This is a genomic window from Anabaena sp. UHCC 0399 (assembly GCF_034931465.1).
In the GTDB taxonomy this organism is placed as follows: domain Bacteria; phylum Cyanobacteriota; class Cyanobacteriia; order Cyanobacteriales; family Nostocaceae; genus Trichormus; species Trichormus minutissimus.
Map to the genome: position 1 here is coordinate 58,736 of NZ_JAYGGZ010000006.1, position 23,793 is coordinate 82,528.

Sequence of the window (23,793 nt, forward strand, 5' to 3'; positions counted from 1 at the left end):
GTTTGCTATTGCATTTAGTAAATTCAAATTACTTTTTGGCTGCCTTAGTCGCTAACGGTACAGCATCCTCAAACAAAAATTCATGCAAAAACCGCTCTGACCATTCATGTCCAAAATAGCTACTAAACAAACCAGAGGCTGGGTCACGTTCGGCACTGTATTGGTCATAATCTTTTTGGGCTTTGACAATCCGTTGAATGTCTGATTGATCAGTCAGGGGTTTAGCTTCTGCGAGCATCTGCCAGTACAGATTTAAATAATCTTTGAATGCCTCAAACACTCGCGTTTTCACCGTTTCTGCATCGGTTTTGGCAAACAACAGATATTTTGAAAAGTATTGGTTCGCATCATAAAATTTCATTTCCAGGTCTTGTACAAGGTCTGGATACTTCTGATGTAATGTCTGCAAAGGGTGGATGTACTTTCTCAGGTAAGCTTCATCCTGAAATAAAGGCTGGAAATCCATGACAATCAGATTTTTGATCTGACCGAAAGACAGAAAGTCGATGCCAAGTAAGGGTAACTCGTAGTAGTGATTAGGATAAATTACACTATTAAGGATCTGGGCGCTTGCGCCTGCATCAATGTAGGTATAGCGGATTTTCCGATACTCAGGACACTGATAGCACCAGCTCTGAATGGTAGCGGGATTTCTACCGCGATCGCTTACCTGATACTCTAGTCCTGCCGGAATTGAGCGACTCTGCAATTTAAACCTTTGAACCAGGGATTGTTCCAGATGCTCAAGGAAGCACTTATACATAAGATTTATAGACTCATTTGCCTTAACCTCTGACAATACGGGATTTTTGAACAAGCCGTCTCAAATAAGTTAAACAAAGTAACGATCCTTAACGTGATAACACCAATTTTTAAATTAATACTTTTATGATTTCTACAGAGCAAGTAATTTATTGTATTAATCCCAACTGCGATCACCCAATTAATACTGTCGGTGATATTGTTTGTGCCAATTGCCAAACTCCCCTGGTTTACCGTTATCTCTGGGCTACTGGCTCATTAGCAGCTAAGATTACCCCAGGTATAAAAATAGCAGATAGATATCAGGTAATAGCACCTCAAGTTTGGCTAGACACTCAGTCGGGATTGTCGCCAGATGTCCCCAAAGAATTACCAGCAGTAATTATCCCCTACCTCCGTTTATACCCAGAGCATTTGCATCTCCCCCAAGCCTATGGATTTGTTTCTTCTGGGGAAGAAGGTCAAGACGATATCCTCTTACTAGAAAATGTCCCCATAGATAAACAGGGAAATCTCTATCCCTCTGTTAGTGGTGCGTGGGAACAAGCAACAGCCGTCAGACAAGTCTACTGGCTTTGGCAAATTCTCCAACTTTGGAAACCTTTGTCAGAACTAGGACTTAGGCAAAGTCTATTGATTGCAGATAACCTGCGAGTTCAGGGTTGGTGTGTGCGACTATTAGAACTCCACGCCATCACAGTTACAGAACAGCCTAGTTTGGGGGATTTAGCCCATGCTTGGCAGCCTCTAGTGGCATCTGCCAAAATCCCAGTTGCCGGAGAATTAAGCAACATAGTCCAGCAGATGAATCACTCTGACATAGAGTTAGATACTATTGCTACTCAACTCAATACCTTGTTACTCTCAACCGCAGGAGAATTACCCTTGACTCTCCAGGTGGTAGGTGCGACAGATACAGGAATGCAACTCACACAAAATGAAGATACTTGTTTTCCTAACAGCCTGGATAATTCAGAGGATTCATTACTATCAACTCTGTCAATTGTTTGCGATGGTATTGGCGGACATCAAGGTGGCGAAGTTGCTAGTCAATTAGCAGTGCAGTCCTTAAAATTACAAATGCGTGCTTTATTAGCAGAGGTAGCAGAACAGCCACAAATATTACCACCCAACTTGTTACAAGAACAACTAGAGGCGTGCTTGCGGGTAGTGAATAACGTCATTAGCTACCGCAATGACGAACAAAAACGCCAAGGTAGAGAACGGATGGCGACAACTCTCGTCATGGCTGTACAAGTTCCGCAAAAAGTGATCACACCATCTGGTTGGCAATCAAAGAATGCCCATGAACTTTACCTGGTGAATGTGGGTGATAGCCGCGCTTACTGGATAACTCATGAATATTGCCAACAATTGACAGTAGATGATGATGTAGCTACTAGAGAAGTTCGTTCGGCACGGAGTTTGTATCATCAAGCATTCCAAAGACCAGATGCTCACGCTCTCACGCAAGCTTTGGGCAGTAAAGATGCCGATTCTCTACGTTTTGGGATTAAACGCTTGATTTTAGAGGAAGATGGCATATTATTACTGTGTTCTGATGGTTTAAGTGATCACAATTGGGTAGAAAAATCTTGGCAGCATTACGCAGTACCTATATTAAAAGGTGAAATGGCGATCGCAGATGCTGTTAATCAATGGATTGAGTTAGCTAACGAAAAAAATGGTCATGATAATATCTCAGTGGTGCTGACCCTCTGCCGTCTCAGTAAAGATTATTTAGTGCCGATTCCTCCACCACAGCCCCTAGTAGAGATTCCAGAGGAATTAGAACCAACAGAAACAGAAGAATCGGCCTTAGCAGAAATAGAACCCCAATCTACCTTGGCAGAAAGTTCTCAAGCCCTGTTAGATTTAGAACTCACAGAAGAAGAACCCAGCCCACCCCCACCTACAAAACCCAGCCACCGGCGTAAATCTTTATTAGTTGTAGGAGGTGTATTAGCCTTACTCATGGGGAGTACGGGCGTAGGATTATTTGCTTTGTGGCAACTTTATCCACAAACTTTCCAACAAATGTGTCAAAAGTTACCCCAACAAGTAAAGCAATTGTGTCCACCACAGTATTGACAAATGGAGCTAAACAACCAACTATCTCGATTTACTCGTTAGTTTAAGGGGAATATCAAGTTAAGCAATTCCGAAATGGCGATCGCATCGAATCGCTAACTTTTCCAGACTTGGCTCTGACTGCTGAACAGATTTTTCAATCAGCCAATCTACCGACATAGACACGACCGAGCAAGATGCTCCATTAAGATAGAATACCGATATTGTTGTAGAATTGAATTTACCGTAAAAGCGCAAATCAATAACAAAGCGGGTTTTTCCTGCCACATTTGCCTATCTATCCTCGAAAAAGTGCTTCTCAAAGAGGAAGAAAAGCTGTTGTCAGTTTCCTTGGCTAAAAACTGCTCCTTAGCGACAAGTGCCGTATTTACGGGTAGACGCAAAAGTGTTTATGCAGTTAATCCTTAATTCCGATTAAGGACAGGGAAATACAGGACATTTACCCATAAACCTGTGAATACATTATAGGTCTAATCAGAATTTATGATGTTAGTGACTAAATTACACTCAAAGCCTGCACGGGCAGGCTTTGTTTATATAGCAGGTAAAGAAGCATAAAATAGAACATCTGTGAAGATGTCTACTATTGAAAGCCACTGTTGTCAACAGTCTATTTGTAAAAAGCCAGTTAGTTCAGTGAGGGTTAGCCGTGGAGACGCTTGTGGAACAGCAAAAGCAAGGTGTAAAGGTTGATATGAAAGTAGGCGATCGCATTCGTGTTAAAGATTCAGTGGTAGTGTACCATCATCCTGAACATCGCGGTGAAGCTTTTGATATCAAAGGCATAGAAGGCGAAATTGTGGATATTGTTACCCAATGGCAAGGTAGACCTGTTAGTGCTAACTTGCCATTGTTAGTCCAAATTAGTAAAAAATTTAAAGTCCATTTACGCGAAAATGAAGTAGAACTCATGTGAACTACCCACATTGACTTGGATTACCAAGTACAGTGTTGGATTCTAGACTCACCGGGGAGTACCTCAGATTAGACTTTGCCTAAGAGCGTGCTATGCGAAACGCCAAGCAGTACGGATGATTGTCAGTCTTGGTGGCTTTTTAGGTAACAGAGGTGAAAACCCATTTGGCGTAGGCTGCGGCGATTATCACGATATCGCCGCCACTTTAAAACAGCTAAATCACTGCTTGATAAGTATGATGTCGTGGCTGTTGAAAAGTTGAACCCCAGATTTTCAATCACCAAAATCGCGTGTATTTTTCGACTCTTGGATGATCACTTGTGATTGCTGAGTATTTAACTGCGAATTACCTCTAGCAATTTGCTGTTGGGAAAACATTTCTCTTAACACCATTGCTGGATCTACATAGTTATTAGCGTACTTCATTACCCAGTGCAGGTGAGGGCCGGTGGTGCGTCCAGTCATCCCAACTCTGCCAATTCTCGCTCCTGTGGGAATTGTTTGGCCTTCCAAAATTTGGATTCCGCCTGCACGATCAATCATAAAACGCCGACCATTAGAGGTTTCTACATTACCTTCCATATGGCAATAGGTGTGTTCCCATTGTCCAGATTTAATCACTATGTGAGTACCACAAGCACCGCGATCGCTCACTTTAATGACTGTACCACCCCACCAATTGCGAATATAACTACCTTGTGGTGTAGCAATATCTAAACCATTGTGAAATTCCCAATTATCAACACCTGTAGCAGAACGACGGTAGCCAAACGCAGAGGTGTAGGCTTGAAAATTCTCCACAGGAAAAGATGCTGCTGACCAAGCATTACCTCTGGCTACTGTATTTGATTTTATTTCTCTAGCTCTCACAATCTCGAATCTGGGTAATAGAGTGATGTAGCTAACAATACTTGTACTTAAAACCAATAGTGTAGCTTTGCCAATAAATACTTCTAATCGCCGCTTATTCATTATTTTTATTCCTTCAGCCACCTAAATTTAACAAAAGAGAATTTATTTAATTTTTTTTTGTAAATACTCTGGTAAATCTCAACCAAAACTTTACATTATTCATAAAAAAAAAGCACTTTACATGAATTATTAGATTTGATATCTAGGTATATACTTACGAGTTTTTACTTATCCAGTCAAATAGCTTAATCTATAAGACTTTTTAGTGTCAAACTATTTATAAATTTTATTTTAATAACTGCTTTCTTGCTATTTAATAGCTGCTTGTAGTTATAATTTATGGGATATTGAGTACAGTATTCACGTATATACTTAAGTATTGGGCTATGACCAAAATAAACATAGCACCTCAAATACTGGAATAGTGGATGAATAAACTTTTACGTCTTGTTGTTTCGGCTCAGTTAATTAATTATAAAAAGGTAAATTTTTATCTTGAGGATAAATTTGTAGTGAATATTGGTAGTGATCATGTAGCTAAAACTTAAATACCTATTACATAAATATACTTACTAATTAATATGTGTAATTTGAGCCTGTTCAAATCAATCAAAAGGCAGATTATCCACGGGATAGTTGTCAAGCGTGCAAAATATTGTTAACTTTTATGCTTAAAATTGCTGAATAAGTTGATTGTCCATGAGATCAAGCATCAATTGAACCATTTGCAGGACGCACCAAAGCCATGCTGACTGAGATATTACCTTTCCGTTTTGAAATAAATACAGTTGCGATCGCTGGAGCAAGTTTGTGGTCTTTGGCGTTATACCTAGCTTTTTCCCCGTTGAGTGAATGGGTAATGGAACAACTCAACCGTTGGTTTAATTTTGCCGAGCGATCGCTTTATACTAGCCAAACAGAATTTGAAAAAACTCGCAAAGCCAGAGAAGCCCAAAATGCCTTTTACGCTTCACTCTTTAGTATTGTGCCATTTTTGGTAATTGGTGCTTTATGTAACTGGGGAGTGGAAATAAGCTTAGGACGTAGCTGGGCTATTAGTACAGGTATACTTGCTTGTATGGGTTGTGGGATTTATGAATTAGGGCGTAGAGATGGACAGTCTGATTAATCAATAATGGTAATTATTCATTAACAAAGTGTAGGGGTTTAAGTAAACAACCTCTACAGCAAGTTTTGATGCCTAATTCAAATCCCTGTCACAAAAAGTCATTGCGAATTAGTCTAATTTCCATTCCCTAACTGGCGAATTTCCTCGCTCACAATCTGTGCTATCCTATCTGCTGCACCGCTTTCTCCTCTGACGCTTCTTAGCTTGGTTCGGATATCTGCCAATTTCTCTGGATGAACCAAAAAGTCTAAAATCATTTCTCCAACTTCTTGAGGCTGGAGTTTACCTACAAGTTCTGGGACTATCTCTTCTTGCGCCCAGATATTTGGCCAAGCTAATAAACCTTTGCGTTTGAGAAATAACCAATTAATGATTTTTGCAAAGGTAGAACCCAACCCTGGTAAATTAGCTAACAATCCTGGTAAACCATCCCAAGAACGCATAGCATCAAGTTGTTGTGTGGGTAATAAAACAACCATTGGGACACCTAAAGCACCTAACTCGGCTGTATTTGCGCCGACTGTAGTTAGGCAGATACAACAATGGGATAATAAATCATAGGCAGGATTTTCTTGGTGTAGTTCTACATTTAATCCCTTACCTGTTTTCAATATCGGTTTTTGATGACTTTGTTCTGGGACAACTAAGGAAGCACCAGAGAAGTTAAAAGTTTCTACAAAAGGGTTTGTTTGGGAATCGGCAAAACTGGCTAGAGTTGGTAAATCCAAAGTTGGGGCGACGGGAATGACAAATTTTGTTTGCGGTGCTTTGCTGTGGATATATTCAGCGATCGCTAAAAATAAAGGTACTCCTTGGGTTAATTTTGCAGCTTTTGACCCAGGTAAAATACCTATGAGTGCTGAGTTTTGAGTGCTGAGTTCTGAGTTAGGAGTTTTGAGTTGTTTTTGGGCTTCTAGCATTAGGTCGCCCACGACTGTAAATTTGTGGGCATATTTGGGGGAGGCCTTGGCTGTTAATTCTGGGTTCATGACTCCGAAGCGGTCAATTAAGTTATGCCATCTGGCTTCCCATTCGGCGTAAACTACTGTGCGATATCCGAGTTTTTTGCCGATGATTACAGGGAAAATTTGATCGCCACCTAGGAAGACAATTACACCGCGATCGCGCCAGTCCCATTTTTCAAAGGTTTTACCCCACAGCAAAAACTGCCAAAAATGCTCTGCGGCTTGCACTCGGTCTACTTCTGGATAAGAAAGTGCGATCGCGGCTTCTTTACCACTAGCATTTGGACATGGTGACAAAACTACGGAAATACGCACCTCCTCACGGTCTTTCCCTAGCTGTTCTCGCAATGCTTTGACTACTGGACGTACCCAGGTCGTTACTTCCCCTGGGCCATTGGAAAGAATGAGAATATCTACTAGATTCATGATTCAATAGTAAACATTTATATAAGTAATTACTAAGGCATGACGATACTTAATATAATCACACGCTATGTTTGATAACGTCTGTAAATTTCTTGCCGAATCATTTTCCGGTGACTTTGCAACTTGGCTGCTCAATGAACCAATTACACTAACTCAACTAAGTCCTTCTGAATTATCACTCGAACCCATACGTGCAGATGCGCTAATTTTGTTGCAGTCAGAAGAAATTGTCCTCCATCTCGAATTTCAAACCAGACCAAAAGCCGATATTCCCTTTCGGATGAGTGATTATCGCTTACGGGGGTATCGCAAATTTCCCCAGAAAAAAATGCGTCAGGTGGTAATTTATTTACAACCAAGCGATTCTGAGCTAGTTTATCAAACGGAATTTGTTTTAGAAAATAGCTGGCACAGATTTGACGTAATTCGACTTTGGGAACAGCCAACGGAAATATTTTTCAATTACCCAGGGTTGCTACCGTTTGCAACTTTAAGCCAAACCGATGATCAAACGCGAACCTTAGAAGAAGTGGCTCAAGTTATTGAAGCAATCCAGGACACCCGCATCCGCAGTAATCTTGCGGCATCAACAGCAGTGTTATCTGGGCTAGTATTAAATAAGGACGTGATTAAAAGAATTTTGCGGAGTGATATTATGCGCGAATCTGTAATTTATCAAGATATTTTGCAAGAAGGGATTCAACAAAACACTCAAGAAATTGCCATCAAAATGATTAATAAAGGTATTAGTCTGGAAATCATTGTCGATGTCACAGGTTTAACTATTGAACAGGTGCAAAAATTACAGGCTCAAACAGAAGACACTCAACCCCAATAACTTTATGCGTGAATCGGTTATTGATCAAGAAATTTGGCAAGAATGGTTTCAAGAAGGTGTTGAACAAGGATTAGAACAAAAAGCTCAGGAAATTGCCAGAAATATGTTAAGTAAAGGTTTTAGGAGTGCATTAATTGTTGAATTTACTGATTTAACTGTCGAACAGATTCAAAAATTACAAGCTCAAATAGAAAATATTGCGATTCAGTGATTTTAAAACAAAATATTTAATTACTCATGTCTTATAGGGACTTCTCGCTGGCAAAAGTCAAACGCGACTTCAACTGAAAACTAGTTGAAAATGGACAGTTTTTTCCAGAAATACAACCAATGAAACCTAGTCTTTATAACATTCTCTGATAGTTTTTTGGCTCTCCTCCCGACCAAATAAGTACGTGAGTGTCTAACAATAATTTCATACTGCACCTTCACCTATCCAAAATTCATCAGGTAAAGGATCATTAAAATCATCACTCATCCAAATTTCACCTTCATTTAATCCCAGTACCCTTTGCTGAGGAGGTTCTTGGGTTTTTTCAGGTTGAGCATATTTTTGCATTAAAAATTCCACAAAATCTAAGACTTGCTGTTGCTGTTCTGGTGCTAGAGTTTGCAACTTGATAATTAATTCTGAGGTGGTATCTGCAACTTGAGCAGTCATCTCACCTTCTCCCTTGGGTACATCTGATTTTATGTTAATTCTTTAGTCAGGCGATCGCCCTTTATTTCGTACTACTATGAAAACATGGGGAAATACTAAGCGAATCCTTACCTCTTCATTCTCTTAGCCTAAATTTTCCAGTTAATACTTGACAAAATTCCATATTTATATATTCGGCTATATCTTACCCTCAACATTACCAATTGGCCAGAATCTATCGAAAAATATTAAGTTTTTGTTACATATAGTGAGCATTTACTTTTATCATTTACTAATGTTTGTTAACAAAGTTTACGATTTTTATATCGATTTATGTCAGTTAGAGGACAAAATGCCCATTGGGTAAGGTTTTTCTGATAAAAAACTGATATTGCCGAAAAAATCTTGAAACTTTGGCGGCACAAGTCGCAAAGCAATTCCATTAGAGAACACGCATCAAAGGAGCAGAGGAAGCATGTTCACCCACGTCAAGTCCACCATTAGACACATTGCGCCTGATAACCTAGGCGGACGTAAGTTAATTAAGGTGGTCTATGTCGTGCTTGAGTCCCAGTATCAGAGTGCATTGTCGCAAGCGGTTCGCACGATTAACTCGAACAATACCAACCTGGCGATTGAAATCAGTGGTTATTTGATTGAGGAACTCAGAGATCCTGAGAACTATGAAGAGTTCAAGAGGGAAGTCGAGAGTGCCAATATCTTTATAGCTTCATTGATTTTTATCGAAGACTTAGCACAGAAAGTAGTAGCAGCAGTAGAACCACACCGCGATCGCTTGGATGTAGCCGTTGTCTTTCCCTCGATGCCAGAGGTAATGCGCCTAAACAAAATGGGTACATTTTCCTTGGCACAGTTGGGTCAGTCCAAGAGTGCGATCGCTCAATTCATGCGGAAACGCAAGGAAAAATCCGGTGCTGGCTTCCAAGATGGGATGCTGAAGCTGTTGCGAACCCTGCCTCAAGTGCTGAAGTTTTTACCAATGGACAAAGCACAAGATGCTCGCAATTTTATGTTGAGCTTTCAGTATTGGCTAGGAGGTTCGCCAGAAAACCTGGAAAACTTCTTGCTGATGCTAACGGATAAATACGTATTTAAATCTGTAGATAAACAAAACTCCGCATCTGGCGAATATCAAGCACCAGTAGTCTATCCCGATTTGGGGATTTGGCATCCTTTAGCCCCGACAATGTTTGAGGATGTGAGAGAGTACCTCAATTGGTACACAGTCCGTAAGGATATTTCCAGCGATTTGAAAGATCCTTTAGCTCCCTGTGTGGGTTTGGTATTGCAACGCACACACCTAGTAACGGGCGATGATGCCCACTATGTGGCAATGGTGCAGGAGTTGGAATCGCTGGGTGCAAAGGTATTACCTGTATTTGCTGGTGGTTTAGACTTCTCCAAGCCTGTAGATGCTTATTTCTACGAACCCACTACCAAAGCACCGTTAGTAGATGCAGTCATATCTCTAACTGGTTTTGCGTTGGTGGGTGGCCCAGCTAGACAAGACCATCCCAAGGCGATTGAATCACTCAAACGCCTCAACCGTCCTTATATGGTGGCGTTGCCTTTGGTTTTCCAAACCACTGAAGAGTGGTTAGATAGCGATTTAGGGTTACATCCGATACAAGTAGCTCTACAAATTGCCATACCCGAATTAGATGGCGCGATCGAGCCGATTATATTATCCGGTAGAGATGGCACAACCGGGAAAGCGATCGCCCTCCAAGACCGCGTTGCCGCCGTCGCCCAACGTGCTTTAAAGTGGGCTAACCTCCGCCGCAAACCCAAGCTAAATAAAAAAGTTGCCATTACTGTTTTCAGCTTCCCACCGGATAAAGGGAACGTCGGTACAGCAGCTTACCTCGATGTATTTGGCTCGATTTTCGAGGTGATGCAGGGACTCAAAAACAACGGCTACGACGTGCAAGACTTGCCAGAAAACGCCCAAGAGTTGATGGAACAAGTCATCCACGACGCGCAAGCACAGTACGCTAGTCCTGAACTTAACGTTGCTTACAAAATGTCAGTGCCAGAATACGAGGCACTTACACCTTATTCCCAACGCCTAGAAGAAAACTGGGGGCCACCACCAGGACATCTCAACAGCGACGGGCAGAACTTGTTAATTTACGGTAAGCAATTCGGTAACGTCTTCATTGGTGTACAGCCTACCTTTGGTTATGAAGGCGACCCCATGCGGCTGTTGTTCTCCCGTTCCGCTAGTCCTCACCACGGTTTTGCAGCTTACTACACCTACCTAGAGCAAGTTTGGCGTGCTGATGCTGTCCTGCACTTTGGTACACACGGTTCTTTGGAATTCATGCCAGGTAAGCAAATGGGGATGTCGGGTGAATGTTACCCGGATAACCTAATTGGCACAATTCCTAACTTGTATTATTACGCAGCCAATAACCCCAGTGAAGCGACAATTGCAAAACGCCGCAGTTACGCGGAAACAATTTCTTACCTGACACCACCTGCGGAAAATGCTGGTTTGTATAAAGGTTTGAAGGAACTCAGCGAGTTAATTGCTTCCTACCAAACCTTAAAAGATAGCGGTCGCGGTATCCCCATCGTCAACACGATCATGGATAAATGCCGCATCGTCAACCTGGATAAAGATATTAACTTGCCAGAAACCGATGCCAAAGATATGAACCCCGAAGAACGGGATAATATTGTCGGCAGCGTCTACCGTAAGCTAATGGAAATCGAATCTCGGTTGTTACCTTGTGGTTTGCACGTCATTGGTAAACCCCCAAGTGCAGAAGAGGCGATCGCCACTCTAGTAAATATTGCCAGCTTAGATCGTCAGGAAGAAGAAATCCTCAGCTTACCCCGCATTATCGCCAGCAGTATTGGGCGAGATATTGACGAAATTTACCGAAATAGCGATCGGGGAATATTAGAAGATGTCCAACTACTACAAGACATCACCCTAGCCACCCGCGCCGCCGTTCGCGCCTTGGTAGAAGAACAAATCGATGCAGAAGGAAGGGTTTCCTTAATTTCCAAGTTGAATTTCTTCAACATGGGCAAAAAAGAACCTTGGGTAGAATCCCTGCATCAAGCAGGTTATCCCAAAGTTGACACCTCAGCCTTGAAACCCCTGTTCGAGTATTTAGAATTTTGTTTGCAACAAGTTTGTGCAGACAACGAACTCGGCGCATTACTCCAAGGCTTAGAAGGCGAATACATCCTACCCGGCCCTGGTGGCGACCCCATCCGCAACCCGGATGTATTGCCCACAGGTAAGAACATCCACGCCCTTGACCCCCAATCAATCCCCACATCTGCCGCAGTCCAATCAGCTAAAATCGTTGTAGATCGGCTATTGGCACGGAACAAAGCCGAAAACGAAGGCAAATGGCCAGAAACCATCGCCTGTGTTCTCTGGGGAACGGATAACATCAAAACCTACGGCGAATCCCTAGCACAAATCATGTGGATGATTGGTGTGCATCCAGTTCCCGATGCTTTGGGACGGGTGAACAAGTTGGAGTTAATACCCCTAGAAGAGTTGGGACGACCCAGAATTGATGTAGTCATTAACTGTTCTGGTGTATTCCGCGACTTGTTCATCAACCAAATGAACCTGCTAGACCAAGGGGTGAAGATGGCGGCGGAAGCCGATGAACCCTTAGAAATGAACTTTGTCCGCAAACACGCTTTGAAGCAAGCTGAGGAAATGGGAATTAATCTCAGACAAGCCGCAACCCGTGTTTTCTCCAACGCTTCTGGTTCTTACTCGTCAAATATCAACTTGGCGGTAGAGAACAGCACATGGGACAGCGAAGCCGAGTTACAGGAAATGTACCTCAACCGCAAATCCTTCTCCTTCAATTCCGATAACCCCGGAATGATGGACGAATCCCGACAGTTGTTTGAAAGCACCTTGAAAACTGCTGATGCAACTTTCCAAAACCTGGATTCATCAGAGATTAGTTTGACGGACGTTTCCCACTACTTCGACTCAGACCCCACCAAGCTAGTAGCAAGTCTGCGTGGTGATGGTAAAAAACCAGCATCCTACATTGCAGACACCACCACAGCCAACGCCCAAGTCCGCACATTATCCGAAACAGTGCGCTTAGATGCCCGTACCAAATTGTTAAATCCCAAATGGTATGAGGGTATGCTGTCTCACGGTTACGAAGGTGTACGGGAACTTTCCAAGCGGTTGGTAAATACAACAGGTTGGAGTGCGACAGCCGGCGCTGTGGATAACTGGATTTACGAGGATACCAACGAAACCTTCATCAAAGATGAAGAAATGCAGAAACGGTTGCTAAACCTCAACCCCCATTCTTTCCGCAAGATTGTCTCAACTTTGTTGGAAGTGAATGGTCGCGGTTATTGGGAAACTAGCGAGGAGAATTTAGACCGCCTCCGCGAGTTGTACCAAGAAGTTGAAGACCGAATTGAGGGGATAGAATAGGATTATATGGGCAGGCTTTATGCCTGCCATATTTTTTAAATGTAGGATATGGCTATGAATGATTTGATCTGCTAAGAAAATAGATGATTCAAACATTTAAAAGTAAAGCATTAGAAAATCTATTCAGAGAAAATTTTAATAAAGGAATTCCAGCAAACTTAGAAAAGAAAATTAGAATTAGACTTGAAGTTATAGACGCAGCCTTAATTGTGGAAGATATTAGATTACCTGGTTATGACTTGCATGAATTAAAAGGAGATAGGAAAGGAACTTGGTCAATTAAAGTATCGGGAAACTGGCGTATAACTTTTAACTTTGAAGATGGTAATGCTTATGATGTCAATCTTGAAGATTATCACTAATATATGATTTTATGAAAACATTAAATACTTAAAAATTGATTATGAATAACTGGCAAGATATTACTCAAGATAGATTAGTCAGACCAATACATCCTGGTGAAGTAATTGCAGATATTTTAGATGATTTGGATATTAATAGTACGAAATTTGCAGAAATTTTAGGAATATCTAATCAAATAGTTAATGAAATTATTAATGGTCAAAGAGCAATTACAGTAGATATCGCAATTCGTCTAGGTAAAGCTTTAGGTAACGGCCCAAAACTTTGGCTCAATCTTCAGCAAAAAGTTGATCTCTGGGATGCTTTACAAAGCCATAAAGAAGAATATGAGCAAGTCATAACACTTGTTTAGAAGAAGATTAAGAAATGCAGAAACACTTAGTAAACCTCAAACCGCATTCTTTTCACAAGATGGTATAAAAATTGTTGGCATTAACATTTATATCTATGTTTAATTTTTTTAGTTCAAATAATAAAAAAAATCAAGAATATATTATTTTTGAATCTCAAGAGTGGCTAGTTGAGGCAAGGCAGTTAGTTGCTCGAACTGTTGCTTCTAATAAAAGAATTATAGAAAGAAATATCTCTTATGTAGAAAGATTATTAAAGTCTTCTAGGGAAGTGCAAAGCTACACACTTGAAATCCAAGATATTCTGAAGATGTTTCCAGAATCAGAAGATGTGCGTAGTTGGATAGTGAAAGAATTTGTTTATCGTGTATTACTTGAAGCGTTTGACTTCAAAGTAAGCACATTAAGGGAGTGTTTAGACAATAATATTTTAATTCAAGAAGAATGCAATTTTAGAAAACAAAGTCCTGAAGATATATTTAAATATTTAAATCTCAAAGTATCTGAAGCTTATTTAAATAAATCAATTTCAATTATACAGAACAGTTTAAGATTATATAAAATCCCAGAAAAAGTAATTAATGATATTTCTGAAAAACTAATTCAGTATGATAAGAAAATTATTGATACTATTAAAAATTATATTAATGAAAAAACATATCCAAACCTTTACAGACAAATTCAATGTTATCATAAAGAAAGTTTAGATAATCAGAATCAAGTAAATCATATTGTGAATGTTTTAGAGAATGAAAAACAGGACAAAGATAATATGATAAAAATATTTATAAGTCACAGTTCTATTGATAAAGAGCTAGTTTCAAAACTTGTTGAACTTTTTAGGGCTTCATTAAATATTCCTTCCAGAGAGATAAGATGTACAAGTTTGGATGGCTACAGATTGCCTGGGGGTGCTAATTTCAACGAACAGCTTCGTCAAGAAGTTTATGATTCTCATGTGTTTATAGGAGTAATTTCTAAAGCGAGCCTTCAATCACAATATGTCTTATTTGAACTTGGAGCGCGGTGGGGAGCGAAAAAGCATCTTATTCCATTACTATCTCCAGATATGAATAATGAACTTATTAAAGATCCATTGAAATCGCTAAATGCTTTGCGATGTGATAGTGCTTCTCAAATCGTGCAGCTAATAGAAGAGTTATCAGAATTTTTGAACTTAGAACTTGATAAACAATCAGCATATCAAAAGTATATTGATGCTATTGTTGGCTTGAGTCCCTGATATTGCTAAATGCTAAGTGATAAGATAAACCACAAAATCAAGTCAGAGCAGTAATTCTCAACTACCAGCTAGAAGGTAAAGATGACACTTCATTATGAGATTAATCTCTACTAGAGTGAAGAAGACCAAGAATTTATAGCCGAAGTACCAGAATTACCTGGATGTGCTGCTGATGGTGAAACTTATCAAGAAGCACTAAAAAATGTAGAAATTATTATGCAGGAATGAATTGAAGCTGCTCAGAAATTAGGTTGTCCAATTCCTGACCCAAGACAGCGTTTGATGTCTGCTTAAGTGATTAAAGCATAAACTGCGCTCATCTTGAAAAACAGGCGTTAGCGTAGCTTACCGAAGGTATCGCTTTTGGGAATGTGAAGTGTGATCACTCATCGTAATAAATAGGCGATCGCTTTTGGTAATGTTGAGTGCGATCGCTCATCTTGAAAAACAGGCAATCGCAGTTTGGGAATGTGGGGAGGTGCGATCGCTCGATGCTAATGGCATGATATAGGAAATAAGCAATGAGCCAAGACAATGCAAAAGCAGCTTAAACAAATGGTTGTATCCGATCCAAAAGTGATGATGGGAAAACCTGTGATTGTCGGTACACGCATTACCGTTGAGTTAATTCTAGAAAAGTTAGCTGCTGGTGAAACCCCAGAACAAATTTTAGAATCACACCCGCGACTCACACGCGAAGCAATTCAAGCAGCTTTAGCATTTGCGGCTGAGGCTTTACGATATGATGTCATTTATCCCATTGTTGAGAACGCTTCTTGAAATTTCTAGCAGACGAAAATTTAGATTGGCAGATTGTTGAGCGTTTGCGCCAAGATGGCCATTTAGTGTGGTACGTTGCTGAAATGGAGCGAGGAATTTCAGATGATGTGGTGCTGCATTTAGCTAATCAAGAAGAAGCGATATTACTAACATCTGACAAAGATTTTGGTGAGTTAGTTTTCCGCTTACGTCGTATCGCATCAGGTGTTGTATTAATTCGATTAGCAGGCTTATCTACAATCAGCAAAGCTGAGATTACTGTTAATGCTATTAATCAACACAACTCTGAATTACTGGGAGCTTTTACTGTTATTTCACCAACAGCAATTCGCATTCGCAAGCTAGAGAATTGAATACTGAAAATAAAGTATATTTTACTAAGTTGAATACAGGCGATCGCTGTTGGGAATTTGCAGAGTGCGATCGCTCATCTTGAAAAACAGGCGATCGCAGTTTGGAAATGTGGAGAGATGCGATCTCTCATCTTGATAAATAAGTGATCGCTAACCGTGTCATCATAGAATCAGCGATCGCTACACCATCAATTGCTCTAACACTAACGCTGATAACCCTGGTAACGATGGTAAACGTGCATCATTCGTAAATAAAAATGATGCACCTCCATGAATAGCAGTAGCAATTTGAATAGCATCTGGAGTTCTTAAATTGTGACTTGCTCTTAATTGTGCAGCATTTTCAGCAATATCAGGCAAAACTTCGATAGTTGTCAATCCCTGAGAGTTGAATAAAATATCACGATATTGTTGAGCTAATATTGTGTTTCCTTGTCGCAATGGGTGAACTAAAACTTCTGTAATTGTCAAAACTGAAGTTACAACACTAAATTCATCACGAAATATTGCTTCAAAGAAAGCATTTGTAACCTTCAAATAATTAGGATTTTCTTCAATAAAATAAATCAGTGGTGCAGTATCCAAGCCCACAATTTGTCCCTGTAATTGGGCTAACCATTCCATGAATTACGTTCCTGATTAACATACTCTTGAGCATCAACAGCATTCCAGATTTCTTTACCCAACCCACGCAATTCTAAAATGCTACGCTTTGGCTTAGATATCATTGTCACCTGTTGACGAATTAAGCTGGATAAATCTTTAATTAGGCGTATTTGTTCTTCAGGGGTTAAAGTTTGAGCTTGTTGTAATACTTCTTGATAGCTAGACATAAAATTTATAACTATAATTTTTTGACTCTAGGTTTAGTATACAAAGAATTGCTTTTTGCTTTTATATATTTTACAAACAGAAAGAAAAGCGTTGGTGTACCACTTTGTGGTTCGCAGTAGCGTTGCGTAGCAAAGCAAGCTAATAGCAAGCAAAGCAGGCGCAGTTATATTTTGGTCACAAGTTAATAACTACACAAGATTCAGCAATCTGAAAATCTGCTTCTGTTGATTGTTGATTTCCAGAGAACATACCAAACTGCATTATTTGTTGTGGTTGTTGAGGTCTTTTCGACTCTAAAAAAGTGACAATCACAATACTTTCTGAAATATCGAGTGGTAATTCTGTAAATTCTACCTTACCCTTTTTGTAAACTCCTTTAATTGATTGCAACATAATTGTTACTGTGAGCAAATTTTACTGATATATTTATTAACATAAATAAAAGCATTTTTAATATCCAAATAATTAGGATTTTCTTCAATAAAATAAATCAATGGTGCAGTATCCAAGCGTTTGACGTAAGGAAACCCAACCTATATCTGCTATATCTGCTGCTTGTGAGAAATGCGGGTGTGAGAGTGAGCCGATGCTCCGCCCCAACCTAGGCGTTGGCGCAGCCTCTCATTGGTACAGCCTCTCGAAGAGAAGAGAGAAGAGAACGTAGAGATGGCGTTCCGCCCACTGTAGGCGATCACTCATCTTGATAAACAGGCGTTAGCAAAGCTTACCGGAGGTATCGCTACACCATCAATTGCTCTAACACTAACACTGATAACCCTGGTAACGATGGTAAACATACATCATTCATAAATTTCTGATCCGATCTGTATTGTCTACACCCCTAAACCGCCATCTGTTCTATAATTCCCCCGCCGAGAACTTTTTCGCCGTCATACCAGACAGCTGCTTGTCCGGGGGTAATGCTGAACTGGGGTTCATCAAATACCAAACGCACGCGGGAGTTTTCTAAAGGTATAATTGTCACCAGTTCAGGACTAGAACGATAGCGAATTTGTACTTCCGCACGAATGGGGGAAGTGGGTTCAGCAATAGATACCCAATTGACTTGGCTGACTGTACATTCAGACTGAGTTGCTTTAGTGCGATCGCCTACTATGACTTTATTATTTACCGCGTCTAATTCAATCACATACAAAGGTTCAGCCGCCGCAATCCCTAAACCTTTACGTTGACCAATCGTGTAGTGATGGACACCATCATGCTGTCCCAAAACTTTGCCTGTGGTATCGACAATATTACCTGTTTTGGGAGCGATATACTTATCTAGAAAAGCCCGCATAGAACCGTTACTTTCTACTAAGCACAAATCTTGACTCTCTGGCTTATCAGCAGTTTTTAAGCCGTGTTCAGCAGCAATGCGGCGGGTGTCAGCTTTTTGCATTTCTCCTAGAGGAAATAATGATGCTGCTAGCAAATCTTGAGACAAATCATACAGAAAGTAGGATTGGTCTTTATTACGGTCAACAGCCCTTAATAATTGGTAACGTCTCGTGGCTGCATCGTAGCTAATGCGGGCATAATGACCAGTGGCAATGCGATCGCATCCCAACTCTTCACGAGCATACTTTACCATTGGGCCAAACTTCACCGTTTTATTACACTGGGAGCAAGGTAAGGGCGTAATCCCCACACTGTAACCATTCACCAGGTAATCAACAATATGAGTTTGAAAGACATCCCGCATATCCACAACTTGATGAGGAATGCCCAACTGTTCACAAATATAAGCCGCGTCGATCATACCTTCAGAGCAACACTGGCCTTTGCCTTTCATTAGCCAAAGGGTCAAACCGATCACTTCATAGCCCTGATGGTGGAGAATAGCGGCGGCGGTGGAACTATCAACGCCACCTGAAAGACCAACGACGACTTTTTTCATATCTCTCAATTGAGCTTGGCGAATCGCTTTGCTGAATGTAAAAATTTATCTTAAATACCGACAACTAAAAGGCCAAAAATTTTCAACTGCTCAATTCTAGCATATCTCCTTGAAAGCCTTATTATCTCACATTCCGCACTTCAACTTGAATTACAAAGAGATTATGTCAAGAGAAAAGCAAAAAAATCAGGATGATTAAGAGTCGTATTACTGAACGAATCTACAGCATGATAATAAATCATCAAACATTTATGCTTTGATAGTTATGTAAGCACTAAAAATTTCATCACTTACATAATTGCTTTTTATTCCTTCTGTCAATAATGTTTCGATTCCTTTATCTTGAAAAAATTGACTAAATAAATATAAAGGTCTTGATACAAAGCCTAATTCGTTAAGCAAAATAACTTTTACTAATATTCCTGATGAAATTTTTTCCGAACATCTATTCCTAATTTGGAGTTGATTATTTCAACTGTAGGAATCGTACTGGAATTTTGCTAAGTATACTTGCAAACAAACCTTTGTGTGGCAAGCTTCTAGCCAATTTGTTTTTTCAAAAATCAAATATGAGTCCTATATTCCTATTCCATCAATTAGTCACGTTACTATTCCTAAGTTATCTATATTTTGAATTTTTGCAATTGAAGTTGCAGACAATTTTTTTACCTCTAAAATATTTTTATTTTTTTTAATTGGCCCACTTTTTCGACAGGAAGTTCCTAAGTATTTTTACTCAGGTAGATCCGATAATAACTCTGTAGTTCTTTATGCTACTTTTGAAGTGCGGAATGTGGGTTTTACTAAATCTGAGAAAAGTAGGCGATCTCTCCTCTGAGTCGTCTCTATCTACCCTGCATCACCAAAAGTGAGCAAGACCCCCTATTTAGGATTGCTGTATATCAACAAATATATTTAATACTCCTAGAGACAGAGGTTCTGCAAATAATTAACTTTTAACCTGCAAGATATGAAATCGTAAAGGCTGTTTTAAAAATTTCAAAGGGTTAAAATTTATGCCAATATCCTCATAATAATCAGGTGTATAGCAAGGGAAATATACGTTTCTTAGGTTTGAGGTAGTAGCTTATAATTTCTAGCTAAATTACCACATCTCATCAACCAAACTAAGGTATATTCAACTACCCAAAGTTTAGGCAGTAAAACAAATTTGTTATGCTCTTTAGGGTGCAAAACTACTTGCACAATCCAGTGGAGTAAAAAGCTGAAAAGACGAAAATTACCCAATAAACTAAAATTGTTAAGGAGGTAAATATGTATACTTTAACTATCGATGCCAAAACTAATTGTTATGTTATCGATACTAACCAAATGAACAATTTGCAACAAAATGTTGCAACGTATTTTATTTTTGAAAAAGGTACTTTTGATATCAGGATTACTGGAGGTCGCTATAGCCACAGCAATAGCAGAACAGTAGGAGAACCTTTTGTTTTACTATGGACATATGGAGATAACGGGAGTACATTTATCAATAAATCTACAGGTTTTGAGGTAGGCGCAACATGGACAACTCTCAACGGTTACAATGATAGCTTCAAGCTAGAAGTTAAAGATAGAGCAATTCTCAATGCTTTGTTTTTTGATTTTAATAATGAAGATAATAGCGGTTCAATTGATCTCATAATTACAAGCAATAAGCAATTTTTTAACCCTGTAAATTTAACAGTAGACAGCAAACGAAACTGTTATATTCTTGATGAAAATTATCTTTATACTCTTAAACAATCTGGTTCTAATTTGGTTGAGTTAAACCCAGGTAATTATCGAATTAAAATTCGTGAAAGCAATGCCAGTTATTGGTCAGATGGCAAAAAATTTAATATAGAGCCTTGGGTTTTAATGTTGCTCAAAGGTGGAAAATTTATTACAAAACTGACTGGAATTGAAACAGACGAAACTTGGGTTTCATTAAATGGGCTTAATGATGAATTAGTTTTAGAAGTCAAAGAAAGAACTACACTCACAGGTTTATTTTTTGACACTTACAAAGAAGATAATGAAGGGCATATTATTCTGACAATAGAGCAAATAGGGGAAACTGAAATAAATGAAAACGGCCAACATTGGGAAAATAACATTTCTACTTCTATAGAGATAGAACAGGAAGATGTAGAAACGAGGCAAGAAAACTATACGTTTGACTTCACATTCCGGTTTGAAGAAGAGGAGTTTAAGAAAAGGTGGGAAGAGCAATTAAAGCAGATTGATAGCTCTACCAAAGTACCAGACAAAATTGATATAACGCTAGAAAATAAGTATTGGGAACAACTGGAACAATTACTATTCAAGAGTTACGAACAGCACTTTAAGAGCCTATCTATAGAAGTTGCAAAAGTTAAGTTCTCGATGGATGCTTATCTACAACAGGTAGAATTGAGCTTAAGGCAGAACTTGCAAGGTTGGTCTGACTATCACTTAGAGAGGATATTGGAAGACAAGATTAACGTTGAGATATCAAACAAAATTAACCAACAAATAAACTCCTATTTTGACCAAAATTTTGAAGAGAAAATCCGCAATCACATTGGCTTAATTATCAGTAATATAGTCAATAAGCAGGAATTTAGCCAGTACGTTAGTCAGCAAGCCAACCATTCTTTTGAGCAAAATATTCGTAACAATATTAACCTGATTACTCAGAATATTGTTAATGAAAATATTGAACTTAATCAGTATGTGAGGCAACAATTTGAACGAAACATCCGCAACAATATAAACCTGATTACGCAAGGTATGGTCAATAACAATACCGAAATTAACCAGTATATTGACCAACGCTTACAGTACAATATCAACAACAACAACGTCTTAATTAATCAAATCTTTGAGAATGATCAATTAGCTCAAAAGATTCAGAATATATTTATCGATAATTATCAAATTCACCAGAAGATTGAGAGCGTTGTTATCAATAGTCCTGAAATTAACAATAGAATTCTCAACTTTGTTGTTAATAGTACGGAAATTAACAACAAGATTAGCAACCTCTACAGAAATGTTGACATCAAGATTGATAACATTCGTAATGAATGGAATGAAACATTCATCACTCTGGCGAGTCAGTACGTTGATGAACTGATTGCTATCATCGGCAATAGGGAATCCTTCAATATTCAGATTGCAAATATCATCAACATCAAGGTGGATGAGCTGCTCAACCAAATCTGGAGAATTAGGAACGAGTTGACTGTGTTCATCAACAATTCAGACAGAAATCTCTATGAGTGGACTTTAGGAGAACTCATGGTTATTAAAAACTGTTTAACTGATCGCCAGGCTCTTGTGGAGCAGCTAGTCACTTTCAGCACTGAACTTAGGGTTAAGCTAGATAATACTAACTGCGTTGACATCAACACATTCAAGCGTTTTAAGCCTCTCTCATTTCCCCAACAGTTACCAGGAAATAGATAGCTGGAACGATATTTTAGTACTTCAGGAAAAAACTAGGACGGCAAAGTTTGCTAGAGAAGGTCAGATATTCAAGTATACTAGGGCGTGTTTTAAAACCATCCCTCTTGTGTCACTATCGCGGTAGTATCAGGGTAGCCACCGAAAGGTAGAGTCGAGGGTAATGTTGCCATTCCGCCCATCGGGGGCTACCTACTACCATACCTGAAAGCTAACCTCACTGATAATAACCTATATAAATAAGTTATTCTTATTGCCCTATTTATATAGGTTATTATCAAAGCACTTGATAAGTAGTTATTTGCTAATGTTTTCTTATTAGCGACGAAACCACCTCAAAATATTCACTTCGCTGCGCATTTTTTTGAGTTCTTGACGGTGTTGTTCAGCTGTTATGGAGTACCACTCACAATAACGCTGAAACTCTACGCGTGTCTGCACTTCATGATAAAACTGCTTAGTTGTTTGGTATGCAGCAAAACCTTCCTCAACTTGAGGTGGAAGGCTAGGTAAGATGTGAGGCAGATTTTCAGACATAATTTGCGGGGATTGGGGAAATAGGAAAAACCGAATTACAAATTACAAATTACACCCATCCCCGTACCCAATAAACAAAACTACCAATGTATTCTTTGAGTGCGCTAGTAAATTGGTGTAAGTTGTAGGTATCTGGTAATAAATTCAAGATAGCGGCTTTAGGAGTGCTAGAGAGTTCTTGTAATTCACCTTGACTAACTAGAAAGTCTGTTGGTGCGGGGATAGCATTAATACCTTGACGCTGAAAAATTTTAAGCGATCGCGGCATATGTAATGCTGAAGTTACCAAAAGTATCTGACGAATACCGCGAGATTCTAGAATTTTTTTCACATTGAGGGCATTTTCATAGGTATTAAGAGAGTCTGGTTCTTGAATCAGTACCTCAGATGGAATACCGATAGATGTGAGAATATCCGCCATGTCAGCCGATTCTGATGCACCGCTACCGCGCCAATCAATACGTCCACCACTGAGTACGATTATAGGAGCTTTTTTTTGGCGATATAGTTGAGCCGCATAAATCACGCGATCGCCTTGTTCACTCAAATCAACCGTCGGTCGAGGAGGAAAGGCTGATTTCGTTGCACCACCCAGCACTACAATTGCTTCAGCAGTGGGTAACTGTGCAGGTGGGATATTTTGCCATTCTAGCGATCGCACCAGATACTTAGAAACCCAAGCATTACTACACAATAATAATAAAATTAACGCCCAGGAGATAGCTAGAGCAGCAATACGCGGTCTTTTCCACAAAGTGAATAAGGCAACTACTAAACTTACACAAGCTAGTCCTAAAGGGTAAACAAATAGCGGTAGTAACTTAGAAAGATATAAAAACATATTGGGAGAAGGTGACAGG

General features: G+C 39.5%; 24 protein-coding genes and 2 pseudogenes. 14 read left to right on the plus strand and 12 right to left on the minus strand.

Annotated elements, in window-relative coordinates; genetic code table 11:
* Window positions 1-28 precede the first annotated feature (28 nt).
* On the minus strand, window positions 29-763 hold the full coding sequence (locus VB693_RS04995) for a 15,16-dihydrobiliverdin:ferredoxin oxidoreductase (protein WP_323265301.1): 735 nt from the start codon (window positions 761-763) through the stop codon (window positions 29-31).
* A gap of 125 nt (window positions 764-888) precedes the next feature.
* On the opposite strand from VB693_RS04995, the gene VB693_RS05000 reads away from it, so the two are divergent.
* The 3 genes from VB693_RS05000 to VB693_RS05015 all read left to right on the plus strand — a co-directional run bounded on the left by VB693_RS05000 (window position 889) and on the right by VB693_RS05015 (window position 4,031).
* Window positions 889-2,853, plus strand: a complete 1,965-nt coding sequence (locus tag VB693_RS05000) for a protein phosphatase 2C domain-containing protein (RefSeq protein WP_323265302.1) — start codon at window positions 889-891, stop codon at window positions 2,851-2,853.
* 694 nt (window positions 2,854-3,547) lie between these two features.
* The gene (locus VB693_RS05010) at window positions 3,548-3,769 is read left to right on the plus strand and encodes a ferredoxin-thioredoxin reductase variable chain (protein WP_190703151.1); all 222 of its coding nucleotides are present in this window, start codon (window positions 3,548-3,550) and stop codon (window positions 3,767-3,769) included.
* Between the two features lie 115 nt (window positions 3,770-3,884).
* On the plus strand, window positions 3,885-4,031 hold the full coding sequence (locus tag VB693_RS05015) for a hypothetical protein (protein WP_323265303.1): 147 nt from the start codon (window positions 3,885-3,887) through the stop codon (window positions 4,029-4,031).
* Between the two features lie 11 nt (window positions 4,032-4,042).
* Here VB693_RS05015 and VB693_RS05020 read toward each other — a convergent pair whose 3' ends face one another.
* The gene (locus VB693_RS05020) at window positions 4,043-4,741 is read right to left on the minus strand and encodes a M23 family metallopeptidase (protein WP_323265304.1); all 699 of its coding nucleotides are present in this window, start codon (window positions 4,739-4,741) and stop codon (window positions 4,043-4,045) included.
* Window positions 4,742-5,426: 685 nt separating this feature from the next.
* Between VB693_RS05020 and VB693_RS05025 the strand changes: the two genes are divergently transcribed.
* The gene (locus VB693_RS05025) at window positions 5,427-5,810 is read left to right on the plus strand and encodes a hypothetical protein (RefSeq protein WP_323265305.1); all 384 of its coding nucleotides are present in this window, start codon (window positions 5,427-5,429) and stop codon (window positions 5,808-5,810) included.
* Between the two features lie 113 nt (window positions 5,811-5,923).
* Here VB693_RS05025 and VB693_RS05030 read toward each other — a convergent pair whose 3' ends face one another.
* Window positions 5,924-7,201, minus strand: coding sequence for a lipid-A-disaccharide synthase (locus VB693_RS05030; RefSeq protein WP_323265306.1), 1,278 nt, complete (start codon window positions 7,199-7,201; stop codon window positions 5,924-5,926).
* A 67-nt stretch (window positions 7,202-7,268) separates the two neighbouring features.
* On the opposite strand from VB693_RS05030, the gene VB693_RS05035 reads away from it, so the two are divergent.
* Window positions 7,269-8,039: an Rpn family recombination-promoting nuclease/putative transposase gene (locus VB693_RS05035; protein ID WP_323265307.1), complete on the plus strand. Its 771-nt coding sequence runs from the start codon at window positions 7,269-7,271 to the stop codon at window positions 8,037-8,039.
* 4 nt (window positions 8,040-8,043) lie between these two features.
* Complete coding sequence (locus VB693_RS05040) at window positions 8,044-8,250, plus strand: hypothetical protein (protein ID WP_323265308.1); 207 nt, start codon at window positions 8,044-8,046, stop codon at window positions 8,248-8,250.
* A gap of 204 nt (window positions 8,251-8,454) precedes the next feature.
* Here the strand turns inward: VB693_RS05040 and VB693_RS05045 are convergent, their stop codons facing one another.
* Window positions 8,455-8,700 (minus strand): DUF2281 domain-containing protein, encoded by a 246-nt coding sequence (locus VB693_RS05045; protein WP_323265309.1) that lies wholly within the window; start codon window positions 8,698-8,700, stop codon window positions 8,455-8,457.
* 454 nt (window positions 8,701-9,154) lie between these two features.
* Between VB693_RS05045 and VB693_RS05050 the strand changes: the two genes are divergently transcribed.
* The 5 genes and pseudogenes from VB693_RS05050 (at window position 9,155) to VB693_RS05070 (ending at window position 15,391) form a co-directional block, all read left to right on the plus strand.
* The gene (locus VB693_RS05050) at window positions 9,155-13,141 is read left to right on the plus strand and encodes a magnesium chelatase subunit H (RefSeq protein WP_323265310.1); all 3,987 of its coding nucleotides are present in this window, start codon (window positions 9,155-9,157) and stop codon (window positions 13,139-13,141) included.
* Between the two features lie 83 nt (window positions 13,142-13,224).
* Window positions 13,225-13,503: a type II toxin-antitoxin system RelE/ParE family toxin gene (locus VB693_RS05055; protein ID WP_323265311.1), complete on the plus strand. Its 279-nt coding sequence runs from the start codon at window positions 13,225-13,227 to the stop codon at window positions 13,501-13,503.
* A 41-nt stretch (window positions 13,504-13,544) separates the two neighbouring features.
* The gene (locus VB693_RS05060) at window positions 13,545-13,856 is read left to right on the plus strand and encodes a HigA family addiction module antitoxin (protein ID WP_323265312.1); all 312 of its coding nucleotides are present in this window, start codon (window positions 13,545-13,547) and stop codon (window positions 13,854-13,856) included.
* 95 nt (window positions 13,857-13,951) lie between these two features.
* A complete protein-coding gene (locus VB693_RS05065; protein ID WP_323265313.1) occupies window positions 13,952-15,097 on the plus strand; it encodes a toll/interleukin-1 receptor domain-containing protein in 1,146 nt (381 codons plus the stop codon).
* Between the two features lie 135 nt (window positions 15,098-15,232).
* A pseudogene (locus tag VB693_RS05070) lies at window positions 15,233-15,391 on the plus strand (type II toxin-antitoxin system HicB family antitoxin).
* A gap of 88 nt (window positions 15,392-15,479) precedes the next feature.
* Here VB693_RS05070 and VB693_RS05075 read toward each other — a convergent pair.
* Window positions 15,480-15,632, minus strand: a complete 153-nt coding sequence (locus VB693_RS05075) for a hypothetical protein (RefSeq protein WP_323265314.1) — start codon at window positions 15,630-15,632, stop codon at window positions 15,480-15,482.
* Between the two features lie 20 nt (window positions 15,633-15,652).
* On the opposite strand from VB693_RS05075, the gene VB693_RS05080 reads away from it, so the two are divergent.
* Both VB693_RS05080 and VB693_RS05085 read left to right on the plus strand, forming a co-directional pair.
* Window positions 15,653-15,877 carry a DUF433 domain-containing protein gene (locus VB693_RS05080; RefSeq protein ID WP_323265315.1) on the plus strand — a complete coding sequence of 75 codons (225 nt, stop codon included), beginning with the start codon at window positions 15,653-15,655 and terminating at the stop codon, window positions 15,875-15,877.
* Window positions 15,874-16,230, plus strand: coding sequence for a DUF5615 family PIN-like protein (locus VB693_RS05085; RefSeq protein WP_323265316.1), 357 nt, complete (start codon window positions 15,874-15,876; stop codon window positions 16,228-16,230). Before VB693_RS05080 ends, VB693_RS05085 begins: the two co-directional genes overlap by 4 nt.
* Window positions 16,231-16,410: 180 nt before the next feature.
* On the opposite strand, the gene VB693_RS05090 is transcribed toward VB693_RS05085, so the two are convergent.
* From VB693_RS05090 to VB693_RS05110, 5 genes and pseudogenes are all read right to left on the minus strand, one after another.
* The gene (locus tag VB693_RS05090; RefSeq protein WP_323265317.1) at window positions 16,411-16,854 is read right to left on the minus strand and encodes a type II toxin-antitoxin system VapC family toxin; all 444 of its coding nucleotides are present in this window, start codon (window positions 16,852-16,854) and stop codon (window positions 16,411-16,413) included.
* Complete coding sequence (locus VB693_RS05095) at window positions 16,842-17,063, minus strand: hypothetical protein (protein WP_323265318.1); 222 nt, start codon at window positions 17,061-17,063, stop codon at window positions 16,842-16,844. Before VB693_RS05095 ends, VB693_RS05090 begins: the two co-directional genes overlap by 13 nt.
* 175 nt (window positions 17,064-17,238) lie before the next feature.
* Complete coding sequence (locus VB693_RS05100) at window positions 17,239-17,457, minus strand: hypothetical protein (RefSeq protein WP_323265319.1); 219 nt, start codon at window positions 17,455-17,457, stop codon at window positions 17,239-17,241.
* 448 nt (window positions 17,458-17,905) lie between these two features.
* Window positions 17,906-18,964, minus strand: coding sequence for a tRNA 2-thiouridine(34) synthase MnmA (gene mnmA / locus VB693_RS05105; protein WP_323265320.1), 1,059 nt, complete (start codon window positions 18,962-18,964; stop codon window positions 17,906-17,908).
* A gap of 282 nt (window positions 18,965-19,246) precedes the next feature.
* Window positions 19,247-19,449, minus strand: a pseudogene (locus tag VB693_RS05110) (DUF4277 domain-containing protein); the annotation flags it as partial.
* A 790-nt stretch (window positions 19,450-20,239) separates the two neighbouring features.
* Between VB693_RS05110 and VB693_RS05115 the strand changes: the two are divergent.
* Entirely contained in the window at window positions 20,240-22,399 is a 2,160-nt protein-coding gene (locus tag VB693_RS05115; RefSeq protein WP_323265321.1) for a hypothetical protein, read from the plus strand.
* A gap of 315 nt (window positions 22,400-22,714) precedes the next feature.
* Here the strand turns inward: VB693_RS05115 and VB693_RS05120 are convergent, their stop codons facing one another.
* Window positions 22,715-22,933 (minus strand): hypothetical protein, encoded by a 219-nt coding sequence (locus tag VB693_RS05120; RefSeq protein WP_190702945.1) that lies wholly within the window; start codon window positions 22,931-22,933, stop codon window positions 22,715-22,717.
* A gap of 49 nt (window positions 22,934-22,982) precedes the next feature.
* The gene (locus VB693_RS05125) at window positions 22,983-23,774 is read right to left on the minus strand and encodes a YdcF family protein (protein ID WP_323265322.1); all 792 of its coding nucleotides are present in this window, start codon (window positions 23,772-23,774) and stop codon (window positions 22,983-22,985) included.
* Between the last annotated feature and the right edge of the window lie 19 nt (window positions 23,775-23,793).